The organism is Candidatus Chlorohelix sp. (assembly GCF_037138995.1).
Taxonomy (GTDB): Bacteria; Chloroflexota; Chloroflexia; order Chloroheliales; family Chloroheliaceae; genus Chlorohelix.
Window position 1 is genome coordinate 1 of record NZ_JBAXHI010000042.1, and the last position, 20,258, is coordinate 20,258.

The following is a 20,258-nucleotide window of genomic DNA, read 5'->3' on the forward strand; positions in this document are numbered from 1 at the left end:
TCCTTTTTTTCTTGGCTTCTCGAAGCAATTATACTCTACTCTGCATTACTAGGCATTCCCTTCGGGTGATGTGGCTTGATTTCATTCGAATCATCTTGTAGCATGTCTAGATGTTTGCCAGAAACGAACAGCATCAGGAGGCTTCATGCACGATAAAATTCTTGTCCGCGGCGCACGTGAGCATAATCTAAAAAATGTTGACATTGATATACCCCGTGATAAATTAATAGTAATTACCGGGCTTTCCGGTAGCGGTAAGAGCAGTTTAGCTTTTGATACCATCTATGCCGAAGGGCAGCGACGCTATGTTGAATCGCTCTCGGCTTATGCCCGTCAGTTTTTAGGGCAGATGGAAAAACCCGATGTAGATTATATCGAAGGGCTAAGCCCCGCTATCTCTATTGACCAGAAAGGCACAAATCATAATCCGCGCTCAACCGTTGGCACTATCACCGAAATTTATGATTACTTGCGCCTGTTATTTGCCAGAATAGGGCATCCCCATTGCCCCAATTGCGGGCGTGAAATTTCGCGACAGACAGTGCAACAAATCGTTGATTCGGTAGCGAACTTGGCGGAAGGAACGCGCTTGATGGTGCTTGCGCCCTTGATTAAAGATCGCAAGGGGGAGCATAAACATATTTTTGAAGATATTCGTAAGAAGGGATTTGTACGCGCCCGCGTAAATGGGCAAATCCGAGACGTGGACGAAACCATCGAGCTTGAAAAATACAAGAAGCATAATATCGAAGCGGTAATAGATCGCCTTATTATTCGGCGCGATGAGCAGGGTAATGTTCAGGATAGAAACCGGCTTTCCGATAGCATCGAAACCGCTCTCAAACTGGGCGACGGTATTGTACAAATTTCTATAATTGACGGCGAAGAACTGTATTTCTCTGAAAACTTCGCTTGCGTCTATTGTGGAATTAGCTTAGGTGAAATCGAACCCCGCACTTTTTCATTCAACACACCGCATGGCGCTTGCCCCAATTGCAGCGGTTTGGGCGAAGTTATGGATTTTGACCCGGAACTGGTAATTCCCAACCGCAACCTCTCGCTTGGCGAAGGGGCGGTAATGCCTTGGAATCGTTTAGGGCAACTGAACAGCGCCTATATGACCGGACTGTTAACGGCGGTAGGCGCACAATATGGTTTTACCTTGAAAACTCCTCTCAAGGATTTTACGCCGGAGCAAATGGGAATATTGCTATACGGCAATAATAGTGAACCCCTCAAAATCAAGATGCGTACTAGCGTTACCGAAGCTTCCTTTCCCGGCGTAATCCCAGACCTGAAACAACGCTACTCTGAAAACGGTAATAGCTATATGAAATTCGAGATAGAACGTTTCATGGTCGGGCGCACTTGCCCCGAATGCAAGGGCGCACGCTTAAAGCCCGAAGCATTGGGTGTGCTGGTAGTGAGCAAATCTATTATGGATGTATCAGTTATGTCGGTGCGGGATGGGCTAGAGTTCTTCATCAGGTTATGGCCCCTTGATACGCCAGATGGTGGCGCACACGACCTGCTCAGCGAACGCGAGCGCATGATTGGCTACCAGATTATCAAAGAAATTAAATCGAGGCTTTCCTTCCTTAACGATGTTGGGCTTGATTACCTCACCCTGAACCGGGCGGCAGGTACGCTGGCAGGTGGGGAAGCGCAACGCATTCGTCTTGCCACCCAAATCGGAAGCGGTTTGATGGGAGTGCTGTATATTCTGGACGAACCAAGCATCGGGTTGCACCAACGCGACAACAATCGCTTGATTCAAACTTTGTTGCGCTTGCGAAATCTGGGTAATACCTTGATAGTTGTGGAACACGATGAGGAGATGATTCGTACCGCCGATTATGTAATAGATATGGGACCCGGAGCGGGCGAGCATGGCGGGCAAGTGATAGCTGCCGGTACACTCGAAGATATAATTCGCAACCCGCGCTCGATTACCGGCAAATATCTATCGGGCGAGATGGAGATTAAAACTCCCGAAAAGCGGCGCAAGGGCAACGGCAAAACATTGGTGGTAAAAGGGGCGCGTGAGAACAATCTGAAGAATCTTGATGTGGAATTTCCGCTTGGCAAGCTGATAGCCATCACCGGAGTGAGCGGCAGCGGTAAGAGTACCCTTGTTTCTGACACGCTCTACCGTAAACTAGCGCATGTTTTGTACGGTTCCAAAGAGCGAGCAGGTGAGCATGATAGTATTCTCGGCATCGAGCATTTGGATAAGGTCATTGACATTGATCAATCACCAATCGGGCGCACGCCTCGTTCCAATCCGGCAACTTATACCGGGTTGTTTACCCCGATTCGCGAAATTTTCTCAAAAGTGCCGGAGGCGCGTACACGCGGTTATAATCCGGGACGTTTCAGCTTTAATGTAAAAGGCGGACGCTGCGAAGCGTGCGAAGGCGATGGCATTATCAAAATCGAGATGCAATTCCTGCCCGATATTTACGTGCCATGCGAAGTTTGTCAGGGAAAACGCTATAACCGCGAGGCTTTGGAGATTCTTTATAAAGGGAAAACCATCGCTGATGTGCTGAATATGACGGTAGATGAAGCGTTAGAATTTTTCTCCAGTATCCCCGCCATCAATGGTAAATTGCAAATTCTGCATGATGTAGGGTTGGGTTATATTCGGTTAGGGCAATCGGCTACCACCCTCTCTGGAGGTGAGGCACAGCGTGTAAAACTTGGCTCCGAGCTTTCCAAACGCCCTACCGGACGCACCATGTATGTGCTAGACGAGCCAAGCACCGGGCTGCATATTGATGATGTCTCTCGCTTGGTCACTATCCTGCAACGCTTGGTTGATGGCGGTAATTCGGTAGTGGTAATCGAACACAACCTCGATATTATCAAAGTGGCGGACTGGGTTATCGACATCGGACCGGACGGCGGTAATCGAGGCGGTAATGTGGTAGCAACAGGCACTCCTGAACATATAGCGGACATAGCTGAATCTTACACCGGACAATATCTCAAACATGTTTTTGAGGTGGAGTCCAGTAGGCATAAGGTAAAAGTCGCCTCTTAGAATGTGCTTTGAAATGGGAACTAAACAAAAAAAGCAGTGTAGTTGAAAAACGGGAACAAACGGTATCAGCCCTGATACTGCTGGCGAACTCCCCTCAAACTCGATGCGAGAAATTTGAGCCAAACGCATTTTCCCTGTTACGAATTTCAGGGCGATTGCAAGGTCGGTATTCCAATGTCAACGCTCCAAGAAAATTAACCCGTAGGGGCGAGAAACTTACCCACTTCGGGGCATAACTCCTACGGGTCACAGGCAGGTGAGGCGCCCTTCCCATGATTGCCCCCAATCCCATGTGATTTGTACCACCGAACTACAAAATCACCTCGCACCTTTACACAAACCCCTTTGAGAACCGTTTTATAGAGGACAATTTCTTTCTTGCAACAGCCCTGAATTTGCTTGAGTTCAAGTTGCGCCTAACATACATGAAAATGTTACAATCTTGCTATCTTAAATTTTCACTTGTAGTTAAAAAGAGCCTTAAATACGAGCAAGCTGCTTATGCTTCTTGGTTTAAAATAAAATCCGTGAAGGGAGAATAATACATTGGAAAACAAATATGATGATTGGTCGCGAGGCTTTATCCGACTGGCATTGTTGATAAATCGCCATTTTGATGGGTTTGTGGATGCCTATGTAGGACCTTCTTTTATTAAGGCAGAGGTTGAGCAGGAAAGGTCAGTTGAACCGCTTGCATTACTGGCAGAAGCAACGCGATTATTGGAGGCTTTATCGAGTGTTGGTTATACTAACCGCCGCGCTGAATATCTCAAACGCCAAATGTTGGCAATTCGCTTGATTTGCGCCAAACTATGCGGTCAGAACTTCAGTTATAGCGAAGAAGTAGCTACCTGTTTTAATAGCAAACCGGAGCGCGTGGCAGAGAAGGTTTTTGAAAATGCGCTAACTGAACTGGATGAATTAGTTCCGGGCAAAGGTAGTCTGGTAGAGCGACTTGAAGAGCGCAAAAAATGGTTGACTATACCGCCCGCCCGCTTGTTGGAGGTTTCTACCTTTGCTTGCGAGGAAGTACGCCAACGCTCTGCACACTTTCTGGATTTACCGGAGGGAGAAACCCTCGAAATTGTGGAGGTAAAGAATGAGCCGTGGAGCGCATATAATTGGTATTTGGGTAATTACAAATCCCGCATTGAGATAAATACCGATTTGCCGGTGCAAGCCCCCTATATTAGCCGTTTGGTGTGTCACGAAGCCTATCCCGGACATCATATAGAGCATGCTCTGAAAGAACAAAAGCTGCTCCGGGAAAAAGGCTATCTTGAAAATTCAATTATGCTCATCAATACGCCCGAATGTGTTATCAGCGAAGGTATCGGTAACACCGCCGAGCGCATTGTTTTCGATGAGGATGAGCTATTTGAGTGGCAGGTTTCGGAGATATTTCCTCGTTGCGGTATTGAGGGTGGTAACGCCACTGAAGAAGCGCGTATTGCCAAAGCGCAAGGAGATTTGAATTGGGTTCGCGGAAATGTGGCTTTTATGATTCATGAAGACGGCGCAAGCGATGATGAGGCGGTAGCTTACCTAAAACGCTATAGCCTTCGCAACGAAAACGAAGCGCTCAAAGCCTTGTCATTCATAAAATCGCCTTTGTGGAGACCTTATATCTTTACTTATCTGGTGGGCGAGCCACTCTTACGGGTAATTACGCAGGGAGAAAAGCGGCAATCGGTATTTCGCAAGCTATTAAGTGAGCAAATCTATCCCGATTTATGCCTTGAATGGGCGGCACAAGGAGTACCCGCAGACTAAGGCTGATTCAGCTTAAACCATCCTTTGATTGTTTGTAGCATCTAAAAAAAATCGTGGGAAGATAGGCAAAGGGGCTTTCTTTTTTTGAGATGCTACACCTGTTTTGTTTCTATTAATCACAGGGAAATTTAAATTGACTTGCCATATTATGCTATAATGCACATAATTATAGTGCATTGTTGCTCATCTTTGGGTTTAGATGTCATTTTGGCTCGTAGGTGCAGGGAAACTGGGAAAATCAAAACGCTTGAGGCGTTTGCTGTAACTAGCGTACAAGCTATTGTTTTTGCTTGTAGGTTTTGATTTTATCTGGAGTAAAACATTTTTGTCTAAGTCCGCGAATGACATTACCGAAAAGTTGTATAAAGAACTGGAAAGCCAGATTTTAAGCGCGGTTGAGCGTGACAGCGAAAGGCTAATCCAGATCAGCCGCACAATTCATTCTGACCCTGAGATCGCTTACAAAGAATTTCGTGCTGCCGCTTTGCTGACCGCTTCTTTAGAAGAGCGCGGGTTCGAGGTTGAGCGCGGTATTGCCGAAATTGAGACTGCTTTTGTAGCTAGAGCCGGTTCCCAATCATCTCCCCAAATCGCTTTGCTGGCTGAATACGATGCGCTGCCCGGTTTAGGGCATGGTTGCGGACATAACCTGATGGCAACTGCCACGCTAGGCGCAGCTTGGGCTTTGCGTGAAGCGCTAGACCATTTGCCCGGACAACTAGCGGTGTACGGCACGCCAGCAGAAGAAGGCGGCGGCGGCAAGGTGCTGATGGTAAACAGGGATGTGTTTAAAAACGTAGATGCTGCTCTCATCTTCCACCCTAGTACCCGCAATATAACCAATCGCGGTAGCCTTGCCGCCACCCGTATCGAGTTATCTTTTAAGGGGAAAGCCAGCCATAGCGCGGCTCATCCTGAAATGGGTATCAATGCGCTTGATGCGGTTATCCAGACTTTCAATAATATAAATGCGCTGCGACAACACTTGCGTCCTGATGCGCGGGTGCATGGCATTATTACCAACGGAGGGCAAGCGGTTAATATCGTGCCAGAATTTGCCAGTGCCTCTTTTAGCGTGCGTGCCACAGATCGCAAATATGCCGATGAAGTTTTGGATAAATTCCGTCGCTGTGCTGAAGCCGCTGCAATGGCAACCAGCACGACGCTTGATTTCAACGTATTAGAACATACCCGCTACGACAATATGGTTCCTAACGGTGTAATGGCGCACCTCTTTGCCGAAAAGCTGGAGAAGCTTGGTCTGGAGGTGGTTCAGCCTGAGCCAAACGAAGCGATGGGTAGCACCGACATGGGTAATGTCAGTCAAGTGGTGCCATCCATCCATGCTTATCTAGCTATAGCCCCAGAGGACGTTTCAGGACACAGCGTAGAGTTCCGTGAAGCGGCTTATTCCGATGTGGGTCAACGGGGGATGCTCAACGCCGCCCGCGCTCTAGCGTTAACCGCGCTGGATTTGTTGGCAAAGCCGGAATTACTAGCGGCTGCCAAACGCGAGTTCACTGAGCAGGCTTCCAAAGGTGTTGTAAAAGGTTGATTAACAGAAAATTAAGATTTTATCCGGCGCACTCACTTGAGAATATGATGCGCCTCTTTGTGCTAATGTTACTGGCTATGAGCCTTGTAACTGCGGCGATGACTCATGTGTCTGCTCTTAACCGTTCAAGTGAGATAAATACTGTTTCCACCGCAGATTTCCCGCAAGTGCTGAAGCAAAATGCGGATGCTTTGATAGAGGTTCAATCCACCAACGCTAATAATGCGCTGGTAACTTATCGGGGCGGAAGCTATATCGTCCAAATTGGCAATGAAAAAGTAGCCCCACCCGCTTGGAGCGGCAAATGGCTCAATTTTGGTTTGCTGGACTCTGCTACTATCCAGTTCAACGAGCCTTTTAATATGTTGCGGGTGGAATGGTTGGCGAATGTGCCAGCTCGCACTGCCCTCCAAATTGATGTACGCGCCAGTCGTGACGGGCAAAACTGGACGCTTTGGGAGCTTTTAAACCAGAGTGGGCAAGTAGCCCGCTTCGACTCTGACAAATTATATCTTTACGCCGAATATCGCATCCGCATGTTTTCAGCGGACGAGGACATAAGCCCTGAGTTTATGGGCATTTCGCTGGCTGCCAATAGCCAGAATATTAATACCTTCTTCAACGGTAATAACGCTAATATGGAAGCGCTGGCTGTGGCTGCCACCCAACCTGCTACCTACAAGGTGTATGGTACGCGGCAAGGGATGGTAGGCGGACGCACTGCCAACGGGCATATTATAGTCCCGAATGACCGCTTCGTTTCGCTGCCAAGCTGGCGTTCTCTCTCCAAAAAAGGCGGTAACGATTACCAAGTTCGGATTGTTGCGCCGAACGGCAAAAGCGGCGTTGCCCCGGTTTATGATGTCGGTCCGTGGAGTAATCAGGATAATTACTGGACAGCCCCTCGTGATATGTGGAATGACCTGCCCGTTGGTATGCCGATGGCTGAAAAAGCCTTCTTTAGTAACTACAATAATGGCAAGAATGAATTCGGGGATGATGTGGTCAACCCAAGTTCGATTGATATAGGCGATGGCACTTGGTGGACTGACCTCGGTTTAGGCGGTGCTGGTTGGAAAGATGGCAATCGCTTAGCGGTTAGCTTTCTCTGGGGCGCAAATATTACACCTGTGCAGCTCAGCAATGTTCAGATTAAGAATGTCGGTAGCGGCAATGCCACTATTTCTTGGAACACCAATGTACCTACGACTGATTGGTTGGAATACGGTTTTGACACTAACTATCGCTTCCGTACTAACCCCGATACTTTTATGGGTACTAACCATGTAGTTTATTTAGGCGACCTTGCTCCGAATCGCACCTATAACCTGCGGGCAAGAACCAGAGATGTTATTGGGCAGGAGGTAGCCTCCGATAAGCTGACCTTTACTACCGGCAGCGGCATGACTACTCAACTGACCAATTGGCAAACCGATCAGGGCTTGAAGACCGCTATTTCCCCCGATTTCGGTTCGGTCAAGATTGAGGGTAAGCGGGTGGTGGATAGCTATTGGAATGATAATCCGGTCAACAATTACACTGCCGGAGCAAGCACAATCCCCGGCAATGTCGGCAATTCGGGCGGGTTGGATGTGGAGTTTGCGCCTGTCTGCGATGCCAATGGGCAGAATTGCAGCTTTGGTAGCGGTTCCGGCTATAAAGCCTATGTCCAAATGGTAAATGATGTCGGTGAGGAGGTCAGAGTCGGCGTGATAAGCGATTCAATAATCAGCCCAAACGGCTTGACTATTATGGTCGAAGGTACTACCGCAAATGGGCCCATCTGGCGTTATTCCGCTCCTAACCTACTTGACCCGGCTTTGTCTCACCACTTCTTGATTGTGTGGGATGCGAATCAGGTTAGGGTAAAAGTTGATTACGGCAGTTTCCTCGACCCAACCCCGATTACCACCAGCGGTATCAAGTGGAATTTCGCGGCGGCGGCTCGCTATAAAGGCGATTCGGTGAACGTGAATCTTAAAGAAATCAATTTTAGTTGGGGTTCAGTTAATCCCGCGCCTGTCACTCAGTAACCTGTCTGGTTGTTGATTAGACCCCTCTGCCCAATCGGGTACGAGGGGTTTTTAATTTTCTTTCAAAAGGGTTTCGAGAAAACGGGGCAGATTGCGCCCCAATTTCACGCAATTGCGGCAAATCCATTTTCGGGTAGTGTGTTTGCAAAAACTTCACCGCAATTTTAAAATCGTGGTAGGGTTGCCCTGAGAGAATAAAGACAGGCGCGAAGGAGTTCACGCCCGTTCCAGTTTGAAATAATAACTTCGAGTTGAGCTATTGTTTTTTGCGGCTCTTTGGTTTGGTAACAACCTCGTTGACGTTCTCTACCTCAAAGGAGTTGAGCGGCAAATTATGTTCACCGGGTTTGTTCAGTGCTGCTTCCAGCACCTCATCTATGTTATCAACCAGCACAAAAGTTATCTCTTGTCGCAATTCAGGCGTTAGGTCATCAAGGTCACGTTCGTTCATTTTGGGTAGAATAACGGTTTTAAGCCCGGCACGCCGCGCTGCCAGCACCTTCTCCTTGACCCCGCCAATCGGCAAGACCTTGCCGCGCAGGGTTATTTCCCCGGTCATGGCTATGTCACCATGCACGGAACGCCCGGTTAGTAACGAAGCAATCGCGGTGGTAATGGTGATACCCGCGCTTGGTCCGTCCTTTGGAATTGCGCCAGCCGGAATATGGATGTGGATATCGTTTTTCTCGAAAAATGCCGGGTCAATGCCCAGATGCTTGGCACGCGAACGAACATAGCTTAAGGCTGCCTGCACAGATTCGCGCATGACATCGCCGAGTTGCCCTGTTACCATCAGATTCTTGCTGCCGGGCATTTGGGTTGCTTCAATGAATAGAATGTCGCCGCCTACTTCAGTGACCGCCAAACCAGTTGCCACGCCCGGTTGTTGGGTACGCTCCGCCACGTCATAGAAATAGCGTTGCTTGCCCAGCAATTCGGTTACTTTGGCATCAGTTATCAAAGTTTTTTCGGTATTGCCTTCTGCCACAGTTCGGGCTATTTTCCGAAGTACCGTTGCAATTTCCCGTTCAAGGTTGCGTACACCTGCCTCACGGGTGTATTCGCGCACTATCCGGTGTACTGCCGCTTCTTCAAATACGGCATCCTCCTCGGTGAGAGCGTTTGCTTTCAACATTTTAGGAATCAGATAATTGAAAGCGATTTTTACTTTCTCGTCCTCGGTATATCCAGACAGCGTTAGAATTTCCATGCGGTCGCGTAGCGGCGCTGGGATGGGGTCAAGCAAATTGGCGGTTGCGATAAACATTACTTTGGATAGGTCGAAAGGCACATCCAGATAATGGTCGCGGAAATCGCCGTTTTGCTCTGGGTCAAGCACTTCCAGCAAGGCAGAACTCGGGTCACCCCGATAATCCATACCGATTTTGTCCACTTCATCCAGCATAAAGACTGGGTCGGAGGATTCGGCACGGCGCAAAGCCTGAATTATACGACCCGGCATCGCTCCGATATAGGTACGGCGGTGTCCCCGAATCTCAGCTTCATCACGCATACCGCCCAACGACATACGGGTAAACTTACGACCCAATGCCCTTGCAATACTTTGTCCAAGGCTGGTTTTACCAACGCCCGGTGGACCTACAAAGCATAGGATAGGCTCACGTGGACCTGTATAGTGATGCACCTCTTCAAAGGTGGGTGGGCGATGGGTTGGGTCATCCTCAATAGATTCCGAAGGCGGCGCCGCTCCCGCTTCTGCTGCTTTCTGACGCTCAAGACGCAGCTTGCGTACCGCTAGATATTCCAGAATACGCTCTTTCACCTTTTCGAGGTCGTAGTGGTCCTCATCGAGCGTCTGACGCGCTTTGATAATATCCAGCGTATTTTCGGTGGTTTTATTCCAAGGTAAGCTAACCAACCAGTCCAAATAGGTTTTGATTACGCCATACTCGGCAGCGGCGGGCGGTAGGCGGGAAAGGCGATCTAGTTCGCGCTCGGCTTCCCGCCTACCTTCTGCCGTTATTTGTGATTTCTGGAGAGTTTCGCGCAGTTGGTTAATTTCGGCGATTTGGGGGTCTTCCTCTCCCAATTCTTTCTGGAGAGCTTTTAACTGCTCGCGCAGGAAATAGTCGCGCTGCGATTTGCTGAGTTCTTCTTGAACTTGAGTCTGGATTTTGCGACCCAGTTCTAGCACTTCCAATTCTTTGGTAAGGAAGGCGTTGAGCTTTTCCAGCTTTCCACGCACATTAGCAGTTTCAAGAATTTCCTGACGCTGTGCAAGCTCCATCCGTACACTGGTGCCGATAAGGTACGCAAGCTGGCGAGGTTGCTCTATGTTGATGGCAGTCATCAACAGTTCGTCTGGAATTTGCGGCACGAGGGAAACGAGTCGCTGAAACAGAGTGACCGAGTTGCGCATCAACGCCTCAACCTCTACCCCTGTTTCCTCAACGTCTTGTATAATTCGGATACGCGCTTTCAGATATGGCTCGGTTTGGACATATTCAAGCACTTCGATTTTTTCAATTCCTTGCACCGCAAGGCGGATAGAGCCATCCGGTACTTTCAGCAGTTTGTGTACCAGCGCAACTGTGCCGATTTTAAAACTGTCATCGGGTCCCGCTTGTTCCATCTCGATATTTTTTTGGGCTACCAACCCTACCAGCCTATCCCCCCCCGCTCCTACTACATCCTCAATCAGGCGTATTGAGCGTTCTTGCCCAACTGCCAATGGAAAAACCGTAAGTGGGTAAACTACAGTGTCTTTTAGCGGCAGGATTGGCAGTATATCGGGGATTTGAGGCTTGTTGTCCTCTTCCTCTTCCGAATCACTATCAGCTTTGTTCTTTTCAGCTTCAATTTGAGCTAACAAACGTAGTAATGCGGCAGCTTTATCGTCATCTAGGTTCTTCAAATCGTCTAGGTCAATATTCTGGAGACCTTGCAATATCTCGTTATTAGCTTTTATTTCAACTTTTCTAGACCGACGAGGCTTTTCGGGACTAGCCACTAGAGCCTCTGTCGGTTCTTTCTTGCGCCGCACATTTTTGCTGGTAGCTTTTGGTTTATCTGCGGATGGTTCCGGGTTTTCCGTTTGCACTTTCCGCTTGCGTGTCTTCTGGTTATTTTGATCGTCGGACATGTTTCTCCCCAGGAGTCGGAAATTTATCCCGCTCGGTATTAGTTTATTTAATAATTATATTCTACTTGAATGAGCTTGCAATTTCAAGGAAACCGCTTATAATAATATGAAACCGACTATGCGGTTTTATATATCGAACCCATGCTAATTTCCAATGAAAATTCAGGCTCAAAAATGCCAAAACTCGGTGTAGAGGAAGAACGCAAAGAAAAAATAATGATGGCAGCGCGGCTTTGTTTTGCCCGCAAAGGTTATGACCTGACCACCATCGAGGATATAATCACCGAGTGCGGTATCAGTAAGGGCGGTATTTACTATTGGTTTAATAACAAGCATGATATATTTTTGACCCTGCTGGAATTGTGGGTTGAAGATGTTACAGCCCATTTCCAGAAGGTAAGTGAAACCCCAGCCGATTTTTTCCAACGCCTTGAAGCGCTAACCCGTATCGCCGGAGAACTGATAAAACAGGAAGAAGAACTTGCTCGCCGTTACAATTTCGATGTAATGGGGCGGCTTTTCGTTCAATTTTTGCATCAAGCGATGGTTGATCCGACTGTACAGGCGCAACTTGAAAAAATGTACTCTTTTCTGGATAGTTTGTATGCTAGGCTAATCAGGGAAGCAATTGATTTGGGGCAAATCCGGGCGGTTGATGCCGAATCGGTTGCCCTCTTGATAACTGCCGTTTATGATGGGGTCAATATCAGGGCAATGGCAGACCGCCGTTCCCTTGACCGTCGCCGTCTTAACCGGGTATTTCTGGAACTTTTCAAAGCCTATCTGGGCAATGAAACTAGTTGAGGTGAAAGGAGGTTTGAGCGTAGGGTATTAAAAGAATCTATTGAAGAATCAACTTTAGATTGTGCAAATAATCATGCGGGTGGTATATACTACCCGCAATATTTTTGTTTGATACTATGGCAGATTTGAAATACTGACTATTTCTAGATTTTGCTACATCCTGCCCGAAATATGCTATATTGGTATTATAATACGCCCTATATATAAGAACAGATTATAAGGAGAACAATATTATGGTTAAGGAAGTTATAGTAAACTGGGAATCTGGCATGAAATTCACCGCCACTGCCGAAAGCGGATTCACCGTCATTATGGATACTAAAGCGGAGTTCGGGGGTTCTGATGAAGGCTTTACCCCTAAAATGCTGCTGCTAGTATCATTGGCTGGCTGCACCGCAATGGATGTAATTTCTATGCTGAAAAAGATGCGACAGGAAGTATCCGGCTACCGATTAGAGGTAAAAGGCTGGGAACATGAAGAACACCCCAAGAAATTTGACCGAATTGTGGTGGAGCATGTGGTTGAAGGTCATAACCTGAGCCAAGAGTCGGTTGATAAAGCTATTGGTCTTTCACACGAAAAATATTGTTCCGTATCTGCTAGCCTAGCGGGTTCAGTAGAGATAGTTATGACCTCGCGCCTAGTAGAAACAGGGTCAGCTATAGCCTGATAGAGTGCAACAAATTGATTGACATCTAGTAAATCCAGTGATTCTCTATCACTTATTAGAAGAACTCAATTTATGTATCGCTTGGTGGAGTTTGATAAACGAGAGGGTTTAACCATCACGTTGATTTACTCTATCCACCCTATCATAGCAAGTACAATCCGGTGGAAAGATGCTAGGGCATTTTGGAACAGCGCTGGCATGTTGACATCCTAGACTGCCTAGAGACTGTGAAAGATTTGCCCAAAGTATGTCGTGGAAGGGTTTCTGGTTTGCCTGTCTAAGTTGCCTAATAACTGGTTTTTTACCATACCTTGCCCTTCTCTTGTTAATTCTAACAAAATTCCCCTTACCCGCGTTGGGGTGAAGGGGATATGAATTTCCTGCTACGCGCTCGCAGCTTTGCGCCTGCAAGCAAACCGGAGCTACTTACGGGGTTTGCTCTTTGTTTCTTCTTCTTCGAGTTCTTCTGCTACAGGTAGCGGTAAATCGGCACTGGTTTTTGCCACGCGATTAGCCAATCGGTTCAAACCATACCAGTAAGTGTTACGTACCAACGCCGTATTGCCGGTGAAAATGAACATGGTGCGAAGGAAGGAATGTGTTACCACGATTGCACTGAAAAGGCTGACAAAAATACCGAGCGCAAGGGTAATAGCAAAACCTTTAATCACGCTTGTACCGGTGAAATCGCCAAACCAATACAGAATGATACAGGTGATGATACCAGACATATTGGAGTCGCGGATGGAGAGCCAAGCATTGCGGAAACCGGCTTCTACAGCACGCTCGATGCTACGCCCTTGCCGCAACTCCTCTTTCATACGCGCAAATATGAGAATATTAGCATCTACCGCTATACCAATGGAGAGAATAAAACCGGCGATACCGGCAAGAGTCAACACCACACCAATAAGCTTGAAGATGGCAAAGGTTAGCACTGCATAAACTATCAAGGCAAGGTCGGCAATAAGACCGGGAAGGCGGAAGTAAAGCAGCATAAAGAGCGCTACGATACTTAGCCCTACTGCTCCTGCAATGTAACTGCGATCAATCGAGTCCTGACCGAGAGTAGCGCCGATTTTGCGGCTCTGCAAAATATCCAGTTCCACTGGAAGAGCGCCGTACTTCAGGTTAAGTACAATGCCATCAACTTCTTGCTTACCTTGCGTAGTACCCCATTGGTTATCATTGGTAATCTGTCCAGAGTCGCGGATGGCGGCACGGATTACGGCGCTGGAAAGAACCCGTCCGTCCAAAACAATCGCCATATTTTTGCCAATGCTGGAACTGGTAAAATTATAGAAGGTATTGGCGGCATCGGCGCGGATACCGAAGTTAACCTGCGCTGCACCACTGGTAGAGTTAAAGCCTTTATCAATCTTAGCAGGGTCTAATTCATTACCGGTAATAATAGTCTGGTAAACTTTCGCGTTAGGGTCAGGTGTTTCTGTAGCGTTAGGGGTAGAAGTGGTACTGGCAGAAGTAGTAGCTACAGGCGTTCCGGCAGCGGTAGTTGCAGCAACAGCAGTTGTGGCAGCGGTAGTAGCCGGGGTAGTCACAGTCGGAATGAAATTAGGCACAATCTGGGGTTTTACATTTCCGCAAGTACCGGGTACTGAGGAATACATTGAACCGCTGGTGCAGTAGGTAGTTTTTACCAGTTGCCCTGTTTGCAAATCATCGGAGCCTGCATCTATAAATTCGAGCCTACCGGTACTACCGATTACGCTTTTTACCTGATCTTCATCGGTGACACCGGGCAATTCTACACCGATGCGGTTATCACCGACCAAACGTACCACCGGTTCGTTGGTACCGAGACCGCTCACGCGCTTTTCGATAATTCCACGCGCCCCGTTCATTTGGTCTTTAGAGACAGTTTTCTGCCGAGCTTGCAAAGTGATTTCATAACCACCTTTGAGGTCTAGCCCTAACTTGGTTTCGCGACTGAGGTTTATCCCAAGGATATTCACGGGCGTTTCGCCGCCAAATACCATAAAGGCTGATGCCAGTAGTAATATTAAAATTCCTAAGAGCGACAGTATATTATTTCTTCGCCGATGCAATTTACAGACTCCTGCTTAATATAGAGAACTACCCATTAGGTTTAGCCTAAAGATTATATTGGATGATAAGCTTAGAGTCAATTAAACCCCCCCCTTCGTCCAGGGAAAATGCGTTTAGCACAACCTTCTCACAAAGAAATACAGCAGATGTATCAATTTAAAATAATGTCAGGCTCACTGTAAGGTCAGTAAGAGAGGGCAGCTATTTTCAAACGCATTTTCCAAAAGTTGGCTATAGTCAAATACAAAATTTCTAAAATAGAATATAATTGAGTAGTGTTTGAGGGGAGAGCTATTAAGTTCCGCGATTATGGCTAACCAATTGAGAGGAGTTACAAGAACTGTAAGTTCTTCGATTTCAGGAGAAAGGCATTGTTGGTTGAGATGCCCCTAACAGTTCTACGATTATGGCAAAAATACTTGTAGTTGATGACGAGCAAAATATTGCGGAAACCTTGAAATACAACCTTTTGAGAGAAGGTTATGAAGTAATTTTGAGCGGAGATGGAAGGCAGGCGCTAGAAATTGCTCGCTGCGAAAATCCTAACCTTATTATTCTTGACCTTATGCTGCCGGGCATGAATGGTTTGGATGTGTGTAGGAACATTCGCCAAACTTCGGCAGTTCCTATCCTAATGCTAACCGCCAAAGAAGAGGAAGTGGACAAGATTTTGGGGCTAGAGTTAGGGGCGGATGATTACATGACCAAACCCTTTAATTTGCGCGAGCTTGTAGCGCGTGTCCGAGCGATGTTACGGCGCATGGAAATGCTCGAAAGCATTGCAGTGCAGCGTGCCTCCGAACGTGAAGCCTTAACGCCTGCCCCTGCTAACAATGTGGTTCAAGCAGCCGACTCCGCGCCACAGGATGTACTTACTGTAGGCGAACTTCAAATTAACACCCGGCAGCATACGGTGTTCATGGGCGAAAAGTTGATAACCTTGAAACCTAAAGAATTTGATTTGCTAGAATTTCTAGCACGGCATCGAGGTCAGGTTTTAACCCGCGAAACTTTGCTAGAGCGAGTCTGGAATTATGATTATTCCGGCGGTACTCGCACAGTGGATGTTCATATCCGCTGGATTCGTGAAAAAATCGAGAATGACCCATCAAAACCTCGTTATATTCATACTATCTTTGGGGTAGGTTATAAATTTGACCCCGAAACCATTAATAGTTTTGGTGAAAAGGCAGAGGCTAAGTCTAGCTAGTGGATCCTTTAATTGTAAATATTATCTTAATAATAGTTGCAGGAGGGCTAGGGGTTTTGGCTTCCGCCCGCTATTTTCGAGGAAAAGCCCGCCGTAGGCTCAAGCATATTTCCGCGCTGCTTAGGCGACTTTCAATAGATCACCTCGAATACGGGATTGATACCACTGAAATTGAACGGGATTCTGAACTTTCAGAGATTCTCGATGCCCTAAAACATGTTTCCGCGGAAGCGCGTGCAGTTATTCTGCATATCAGTAACGAACGTAACACTATTTCCGCGCTTCTGGAAAACATGAGCGACGGTATTATAAGCACTGATGGAGATGGGCAGGTTACACTAATCAACGAAGCGGCACGTCGCTTGCTGGCTATATCAAATAGCATGAATGTAGAAGGTCGTTCCTTTATTCAGGTTGCGCGTGACCACGAATTAAACACCCTGCTAAAGAACACGCTTCAGGATGGCAGGGAACGAATTCAGGTTCTGGAGGTAGGCTCACGCCGACCTCAGCTTCAAGTTAAAACCGCGCGTATTGATGAGGAATTGGTAGGAGAAAAAATCAGTTCTGGGCTGGTGGTGCTGCAAGACCTCAGCGAATTGGCACGTCTAGAGCGTATCCGGCGTGATTTCGTGGCGAATATCTCGCATGAATTACGTACTCCGCTCGCCTCAGTTAAGCTTATGGTGGAAACTCTTGATTCAATAATTGTGGATGACCCCGACGCGGCTCACGACTTTCTGCGCCGGATTGAAAACGAGGTGGATGGCTTAACACAACTGGTAAGGGAATTGCTGGAACTGAGCAGAATAGAGTCTGGTCAAATCAAATTAAACGTGCGGGCAGTAGATTTGCGGGTGTTGGCAGAAACCACAATTGAAAGGATGCAACAACAAGCAGCGCGACGCGGATTGAAATTAATCAATCTCTCGCATCCATGTGAAGATGACTTCCCACTGGCGTTGGCAGACCCGGAACGTCTCACACAGGTGATAATTAACCTGACGCACAATGCCATAAAATTCACCCCGGTGGGTGGGGAAATAGCACTGAATATTGCTAAATCCAACGAGAATAAAGTGGTTTCCAGCGTTAGCGATACTGGGGTTGGAATCCCACCCGAGGACCTTACTAGGGTGTTTGAGCGATTTTATAAAGTGGATAAAGCGCGAACAGGGAATGAAGCAGGTACGGGTTTAGGCTTGGCAATATCCAAACATATAGTGCAGGCACATGGCGGAGACATCTGGGTGGAAAGCAAATTCGGAAGCGGTTCTACTTTTTTCTTCACTATACCAATTTATAACCCTAGTTAATTTTAACATACCTATAATATAATTTTAACAGCTTCTTAAAACCAACCCTTGATTTCTACTTTTATATTCACTACACTAAGCTATTACATTTTATATGCTTTCAGTAAGGAGATGAGGATAATGGCTAGAGAAACCTTTCAACGCAACCTACGCCAATTACAAGATGAAATACTTGAATTGGGTAGCATGGTTGAGAAAGCTCTACACCAGTCGGTTACTGCCTTAAAATACTATGATATAGGTCTCGCAACACAAGTAATCAAAAATGATGCCGCTATCAACACTTTGCGCTATAAAGTAGAGGAAGATGCGCTAGGTTTGATTGCCAGCCAACAACCGGTAGCCCATGATTTACGAATTATCGCCTCCGCGCTCTTTATTGCCGAAGAATTGGAGCGGATGGGAGATCATGCCAAAGGTATTGCCCGTATTAGCCAGTTATTAACTACCAATGATTTTACTAAGATTATGGTTATTATCACCACAATGGCTGAAAAATGCGATCAAATGTTGCATACTGCATTAGATTGCTACGTGCAGGAAGACCATAAAACCGCAGCGCAATTGCCCAACCGTGATGATGAGGTGGATGCCCTTTTTGACGAAATTTTTCGCGAGTTGATGGCTACAATCAATGCGGACTCTTCAAAAGGTAGCAATGTTACTTATTTGATATGGGCAGCGCACAACCTTGAACGTATCGCGGATCGTACCGTGAACATTTGCGAACGAGTCATTTTTACGGCTACCGGCAAACTATTCGAGGAAGAAGTTCACGCCCATGAAGAACTGCCAGCGCTTGCCAGCGCGTTACTTGAACTAGAAAACTAAAATGGCTAAGCGCAAGCCTTACATTCGTGCCAGCGAAATCGGGACTTATGCCTTTTGTCGTAGGGCATGGTGGTTGCAAAGGATGGCTGGTATCGAAACGCAGGGAATTCGCCAAAGGCTAGAGGCTGGAATTATGGCACATAGCGCACACGGGAAACAAGCCAAGCGCGTACGTACTGCTCGCTTTACAGCCTACCTCTGTTTCTTTCTGGCAGCGTTAAGCCTATTGTTGGCTGTGTTATTGGTTCATTAAATGGTTGAACCTGCTTAGTACCTAGCTGAATCGTCCTGAATTTAGCCCCCAAAAATTTGCAAGGGTATAGGGTTCATGCTATAATTCCTTTTCGGAATGTTCCGGGCGGCACTTTTTATTGTCGCTTGTAGATTAAACAAATGAATATGGTACTGAAATGCTAGGGCATTTCTTATACCTTTCTGCGTTGAGCCGTTAGCAATTGTTATCACACCGATTGCTGTATATAGTGGCTCAAGGTAAACCCATAGGAAGGAGGTTGTGATAGCTTTGCAAGACTACGAATTAATGTACATCCTCAATTTTGAAAACGGCGAAGAGAGTATCCCTGCCCTTATCGAAAAAGTTAATAACATGATAACGCGCTATGGTGGCGAAATTACCGAAACAAATCAAAGCGCACCATGGGGTAGGCGAAGATTGGCTTATCTAATCGGTAAGCATCAGGAAGGCTACTACGTTTTATCCAACCTGAAGATAGATCCGGCTCAAGTTCTGGAGTTGGAACATGATATGCGAATATCTGAAGATATAATCCGTCATTTGTTTATTAAATTGGAAGTGGCTAAGAAGTAAGGTCGTACCAATTAAGCTGATTTGCTCAAGTAGCCGTAACGCTTATTGTTGAGCCGAAATCTGAAGAAGTTGTACGATAATTTCTTCTTTTGAAAGGAGCAAAAAAATGGCTAGAGACCTGAACAAAGTGATGTTGACCGGACGGTTAGGAAAAGCGGTGGAATTGCGCTATACGCCGGGGGGTAATGCAGTTGCAACCTTCTCGGTAGCCACCAACCGTCCAATTAAGCAAGCAGATGGTAATTGGGGCGACCAAACGGAATGGTTTAGGGTTGTAGCTTGGGATAAATTGGCAGAGCGTTGCGCTAACCTACTAACCAAAGGAAGACACGTCTATATCGAGGGTAGGTTGCAAACCCGCAAATGGACTGACCAAAACGGTCAGGATAAATATACCACTGAGGTAATTGCAACCGATATGATGACTCTTGATAAGAAACCTACCGAAAATCAAGGCGATGAGGAATGGAGTAGCAACGCATCTTCTGCAAATACTACCCGCCGCAGCGGCAATGATTATAACGAGGTGGACGAAGTAGAACCAGAAGACATTCCATTTTAAGGAATATAAGTCAAATGTCGGCAATGCGCCGCTAAGATAAAAGGAGTTTTACTTAGGTGACGACCGAAAACGAGGATAAAGTACCACAACAGCAGGGAGAGCCTTCAACTGATGCGCCCACACCCGCACCCAGAAGCGGTGGGTACTCTTCAGAAAGAAGTGGCGGATTTTCTTCAGACAGAGGTGGGCATTCAGGACCTCCCCGAAGACCGCGCCGTCCAAATTCCAAAGACCGTTTTGCACAACGCCGCAAGGTGGACCAGTTCGCAATTGACGGTATTCGCGATGTGGACTACAAAGATTTCAACCGGTTGAAACGCTATATGTCGGATCGCGGTAAAATCGAACCACGCCGTAAGACCGGTTTGAGCGCGTTCCACCAGCGTTCGTTAACAACTGCCATCAAGCGTGCCCGTTTTATGGCGCTTTTGCCTTACGTGACCGGGCAGAGCAGATAA

The 20,258-nt window shown here is 47.0% G+C and carries 14 protein-coding genes and 1 pseudogene; 13 read left to right on the plus strand and 2 right to left on the minus strand.

What is annotated here, in order from left to right; translation table 11 throughout:
* The first annotated feature begins 145 nt into the window (after positions 1 to 145).
* The 4 genes from uvrA (at position 146) to WCK19_RS15380 (ending at position 8,407) form a co-directional block, all read left to right on the plus strand.
* Positions 146 to 3,046 (plus strand): excinuclease ABC subunit UvrA, encoded by a 2,901-nt coding sequence (gene uvrA / locus WCK19_RS15365; RefSeq protein ID WP_342398275.1) that lies wholly within the window; start codon positions 146 to 148, stop codon positions 3,044 to 3,046.
* A gap of 546 nt (positions 3,047 to 3,592) precedes the next feature.
* On the plus strand, positions 3,593 to 4,819 hold the full coding sequence (locus tag WCK19_RS15370; RefSeq protein ID WP_342398276.1) for a hypothetical protein: 1,227 nt from the start codon (positions 3,593 to 3,595) through the stop codon (positions 4,817 to 4,819).
* Positions 4,820 to 5,144: 325 nt separating this feature from the next.
* Complete coding sequence (locus tag WCK19_RS15375) at positions 5,145 to 6,374, plus strand: M20 family metallopeptidase (RefSeq protein WP_342398277.1); 1,230 nt, start codon at positions 5,145 to 5,147, stop codon at positions 6,372 to 6,374.
* Complete coding sequence (locus WCK19_RS15380; protein WP_342398278.1) at positions 6,371 to 8,407, plus strand: fibronectin type III domain-containing protein; 2,037 nt, start codon at positions 6,371 to 6,373, stop codon at positions 8,405 to 8,407. The genes WCK19_RS15375 and WCK19_RS15380 overlap by 4 nt, the downstream gene beginning before the upstream one ends.
* Before the next feature lie 256 nt (positions 8,408 to 8,663).
* Here the strand turns inward: WCK19_RS15380 and lon are convergent, their stop codons facing one another.
* Positions 8,664 to 11,510 (minus strand): endopeptidase La, encoded by a 2,847-nt coding sequence (gene lon, locus WCK19_RS15385; RefSeq protein WP_342398279.1) that lies wholly within the window; start codon positions 11,508 to 11,510, stop codon positions 8,664 to 8,666.
* Between the two features lie 174 nt (positions 11,511 to 11,684).
* Between lon and WCK19_RS15390 the strand changes: the two genes are divergently transcribed.
* The gene (locus WCK19_RS15390; protein ID WP_342398280.1) at positions 11,685 to 12,314 is read left to right on the plus strand and encodes a TetR/AcrR family transcriptional regulator; all 630 of its coding nucleotides are present in this window, start codon (positions 11,685 to 11,687) and stop codon (positions 12,312 to 12,314) included.
* Positions 12,315 to 12,547: 233 nt separating this feature from the next.
* Positions 12,548 to 12,985 (plus strand): OsmC family protein, encoded by a 438-nt coding sequence (locus WCK19_RS15395; RefSeq protein ID WP_342398281.1) that lies wholly within the window; start codon positions 12,548 to 12,550, stop codon positions 12,983 to 12,985.
* 422 nt (positions 12,986 to 13,407) lie between these two features.
* Here WCK19_RS15395 and secD read toward each other — a convergent pair whose 3' ends face one another.
* Complete coding sequence (secD, locus tag WCK19_RS15400) at positions 13,408 to 15,051, minus strand: protein translocase subunit SecD (protein ID WP_342398282.1); 1,644 nt, start codon at positions 15,049 to 15,051, stop codon at positions 13,408 to 13,410.
* Between the two features lie 407 nt (positions 15,052 to 15,458).
* On the opposite strand from secD, the gene WCK19_RS15405 reads away from it, so the two are divergent.
* From WCK19_RS15405 to rpsR, 7 genes and pseudogenes are all read left to right on the plus strand, one after another.
* Positions 15,459 to 16,262, plus strand: coding sequence for a response regulator transcription factor (locus WCK19_RS15405; protein WP_342398283.1), 804 nt, complete (start codon positions 15,459 to 15,461; stop codon positions 16,260 to 16,262).
* Between the two features lie 56 nt (positions 16,263 to 16,318).
* Entirely contained in the window at positions 16,319 to 17,578 is a 1,260-nt protein-coding gene (locus WCK19_RS15410; protein ID WP_342398284.1) for an ATP-binding protein, read from the plus strand.
* A 120-nt stretch (positions 17,579 to 17,698) separates the two neighbouring features.
* Positions 17,699 to 18,409: a phosphate signaling complex protein PhoU gene (gene phoU / locus WCK19_RS15415; RefSeq protein WP_342398285.1), complete on the plus strand. Its 711-nt coding sequence runs from the start codon at positions 17,699 to 17,701 to the stop codon at positions 18,407 to 18,409.
* 1 nt (position 18,410) lies between these two features.
* Positions 18,411 to 18,662 (plus strand): hypothetical protein, encoded by a 252-nt coding sequence (locus tag WCK19_RS15420; protein ID WP_342398286.1) that lies wholly within the window; start codon positions 18,411 to 18,413, stop codon positions 18,660 to 18,662.
* Positions 18,663 to 18,923: 261 nt separating this feature from the next.
* Positions 18,924 to 19,238: a 30S ribosomal protein S6 gene (gene rpsF / locus WCK19_RS15425; RefSeq protein ID WP_342398287.1), complete on the plus strand. Its 315-nt coding sequence runs from the start codon at positions 18,924 to 18,926 to the stop codon at positions 19,236 to 19,238.
* A 106-nt stretch (positions 19,239 to 19,344) separates the two neighbouring features.
* Complete coding sequence (locus tag WCK19_RS15430) at positions 19,345 to 19,800, plus strand: single-stranded DNA-binding protein (protein WP_342398288.1); 456 nt, start codon at positions 19,345 to 19,347, stop codon at positions 19,798 to 19,800.
* Between the two features lie 233 nt (positions 19,801 to 20,033).
* Positions 20,034 to 20,258 (plus strand): annotated as a pseudogene (gene rpsR, locus WCK19_RS15435) (30S ribosomal protein S18); the annotation flags it as partial.

Coding starts and splice junctions, on each gene's coding strand:
- uvrA (WP_342398275.1), top strand. CDS start 146: ATGCACGATAAAATTCTTGTCCGCGGCGCACGTGAGCATAATCTAAAA.
- lon (WP_342398279.1), bottom strand. CDS start 11,510: ATGTCCGACGATCAAAATAACCAGAAGACACGCAAGCGGAAAGTGCAA.
- WCK19_RS15390 (WP_342398280.1), top strand. CDS start 11,685: ATGCCAAAACTCGGTGTAGAGGAAGAACGCAAAGAAAAAATAATGATG.
- WCK19_RS15395 (WP_342398281.1), top strand. CDS start 12,548: ATGGTTAAGGAAGTTATAGTAAACTGGGAATCTGGCATGAAATTCACC.
- WCK19_RS15405 (WP_342398283.1), top strand. CDS start 15,459: ATGGCAAAAATACTTGTAGTTGATGACGAGCAAAATATTGCGGAAACC.
- phoU (WP_342398285.1), top strand. CDS start 17,699: ATGGCTAGAGAAACCTTTCAACGCAACCTACGCCAATTACAAGATGAA.
- WCK19_RS15420 (WP_342398286.1), top strand. CDS start 18,411: ATGGCTAAGCGCAAGCCTTACATTCGTGCCAGCGAAATCGGGACTTAT.
- WCK19_RS15430 (WP_342398288.1), top strand. CDS start 19,345: ATGGCTAGAGACCTGAACAAAGTGATGTTGACCGGACGGTTAGGAAAA.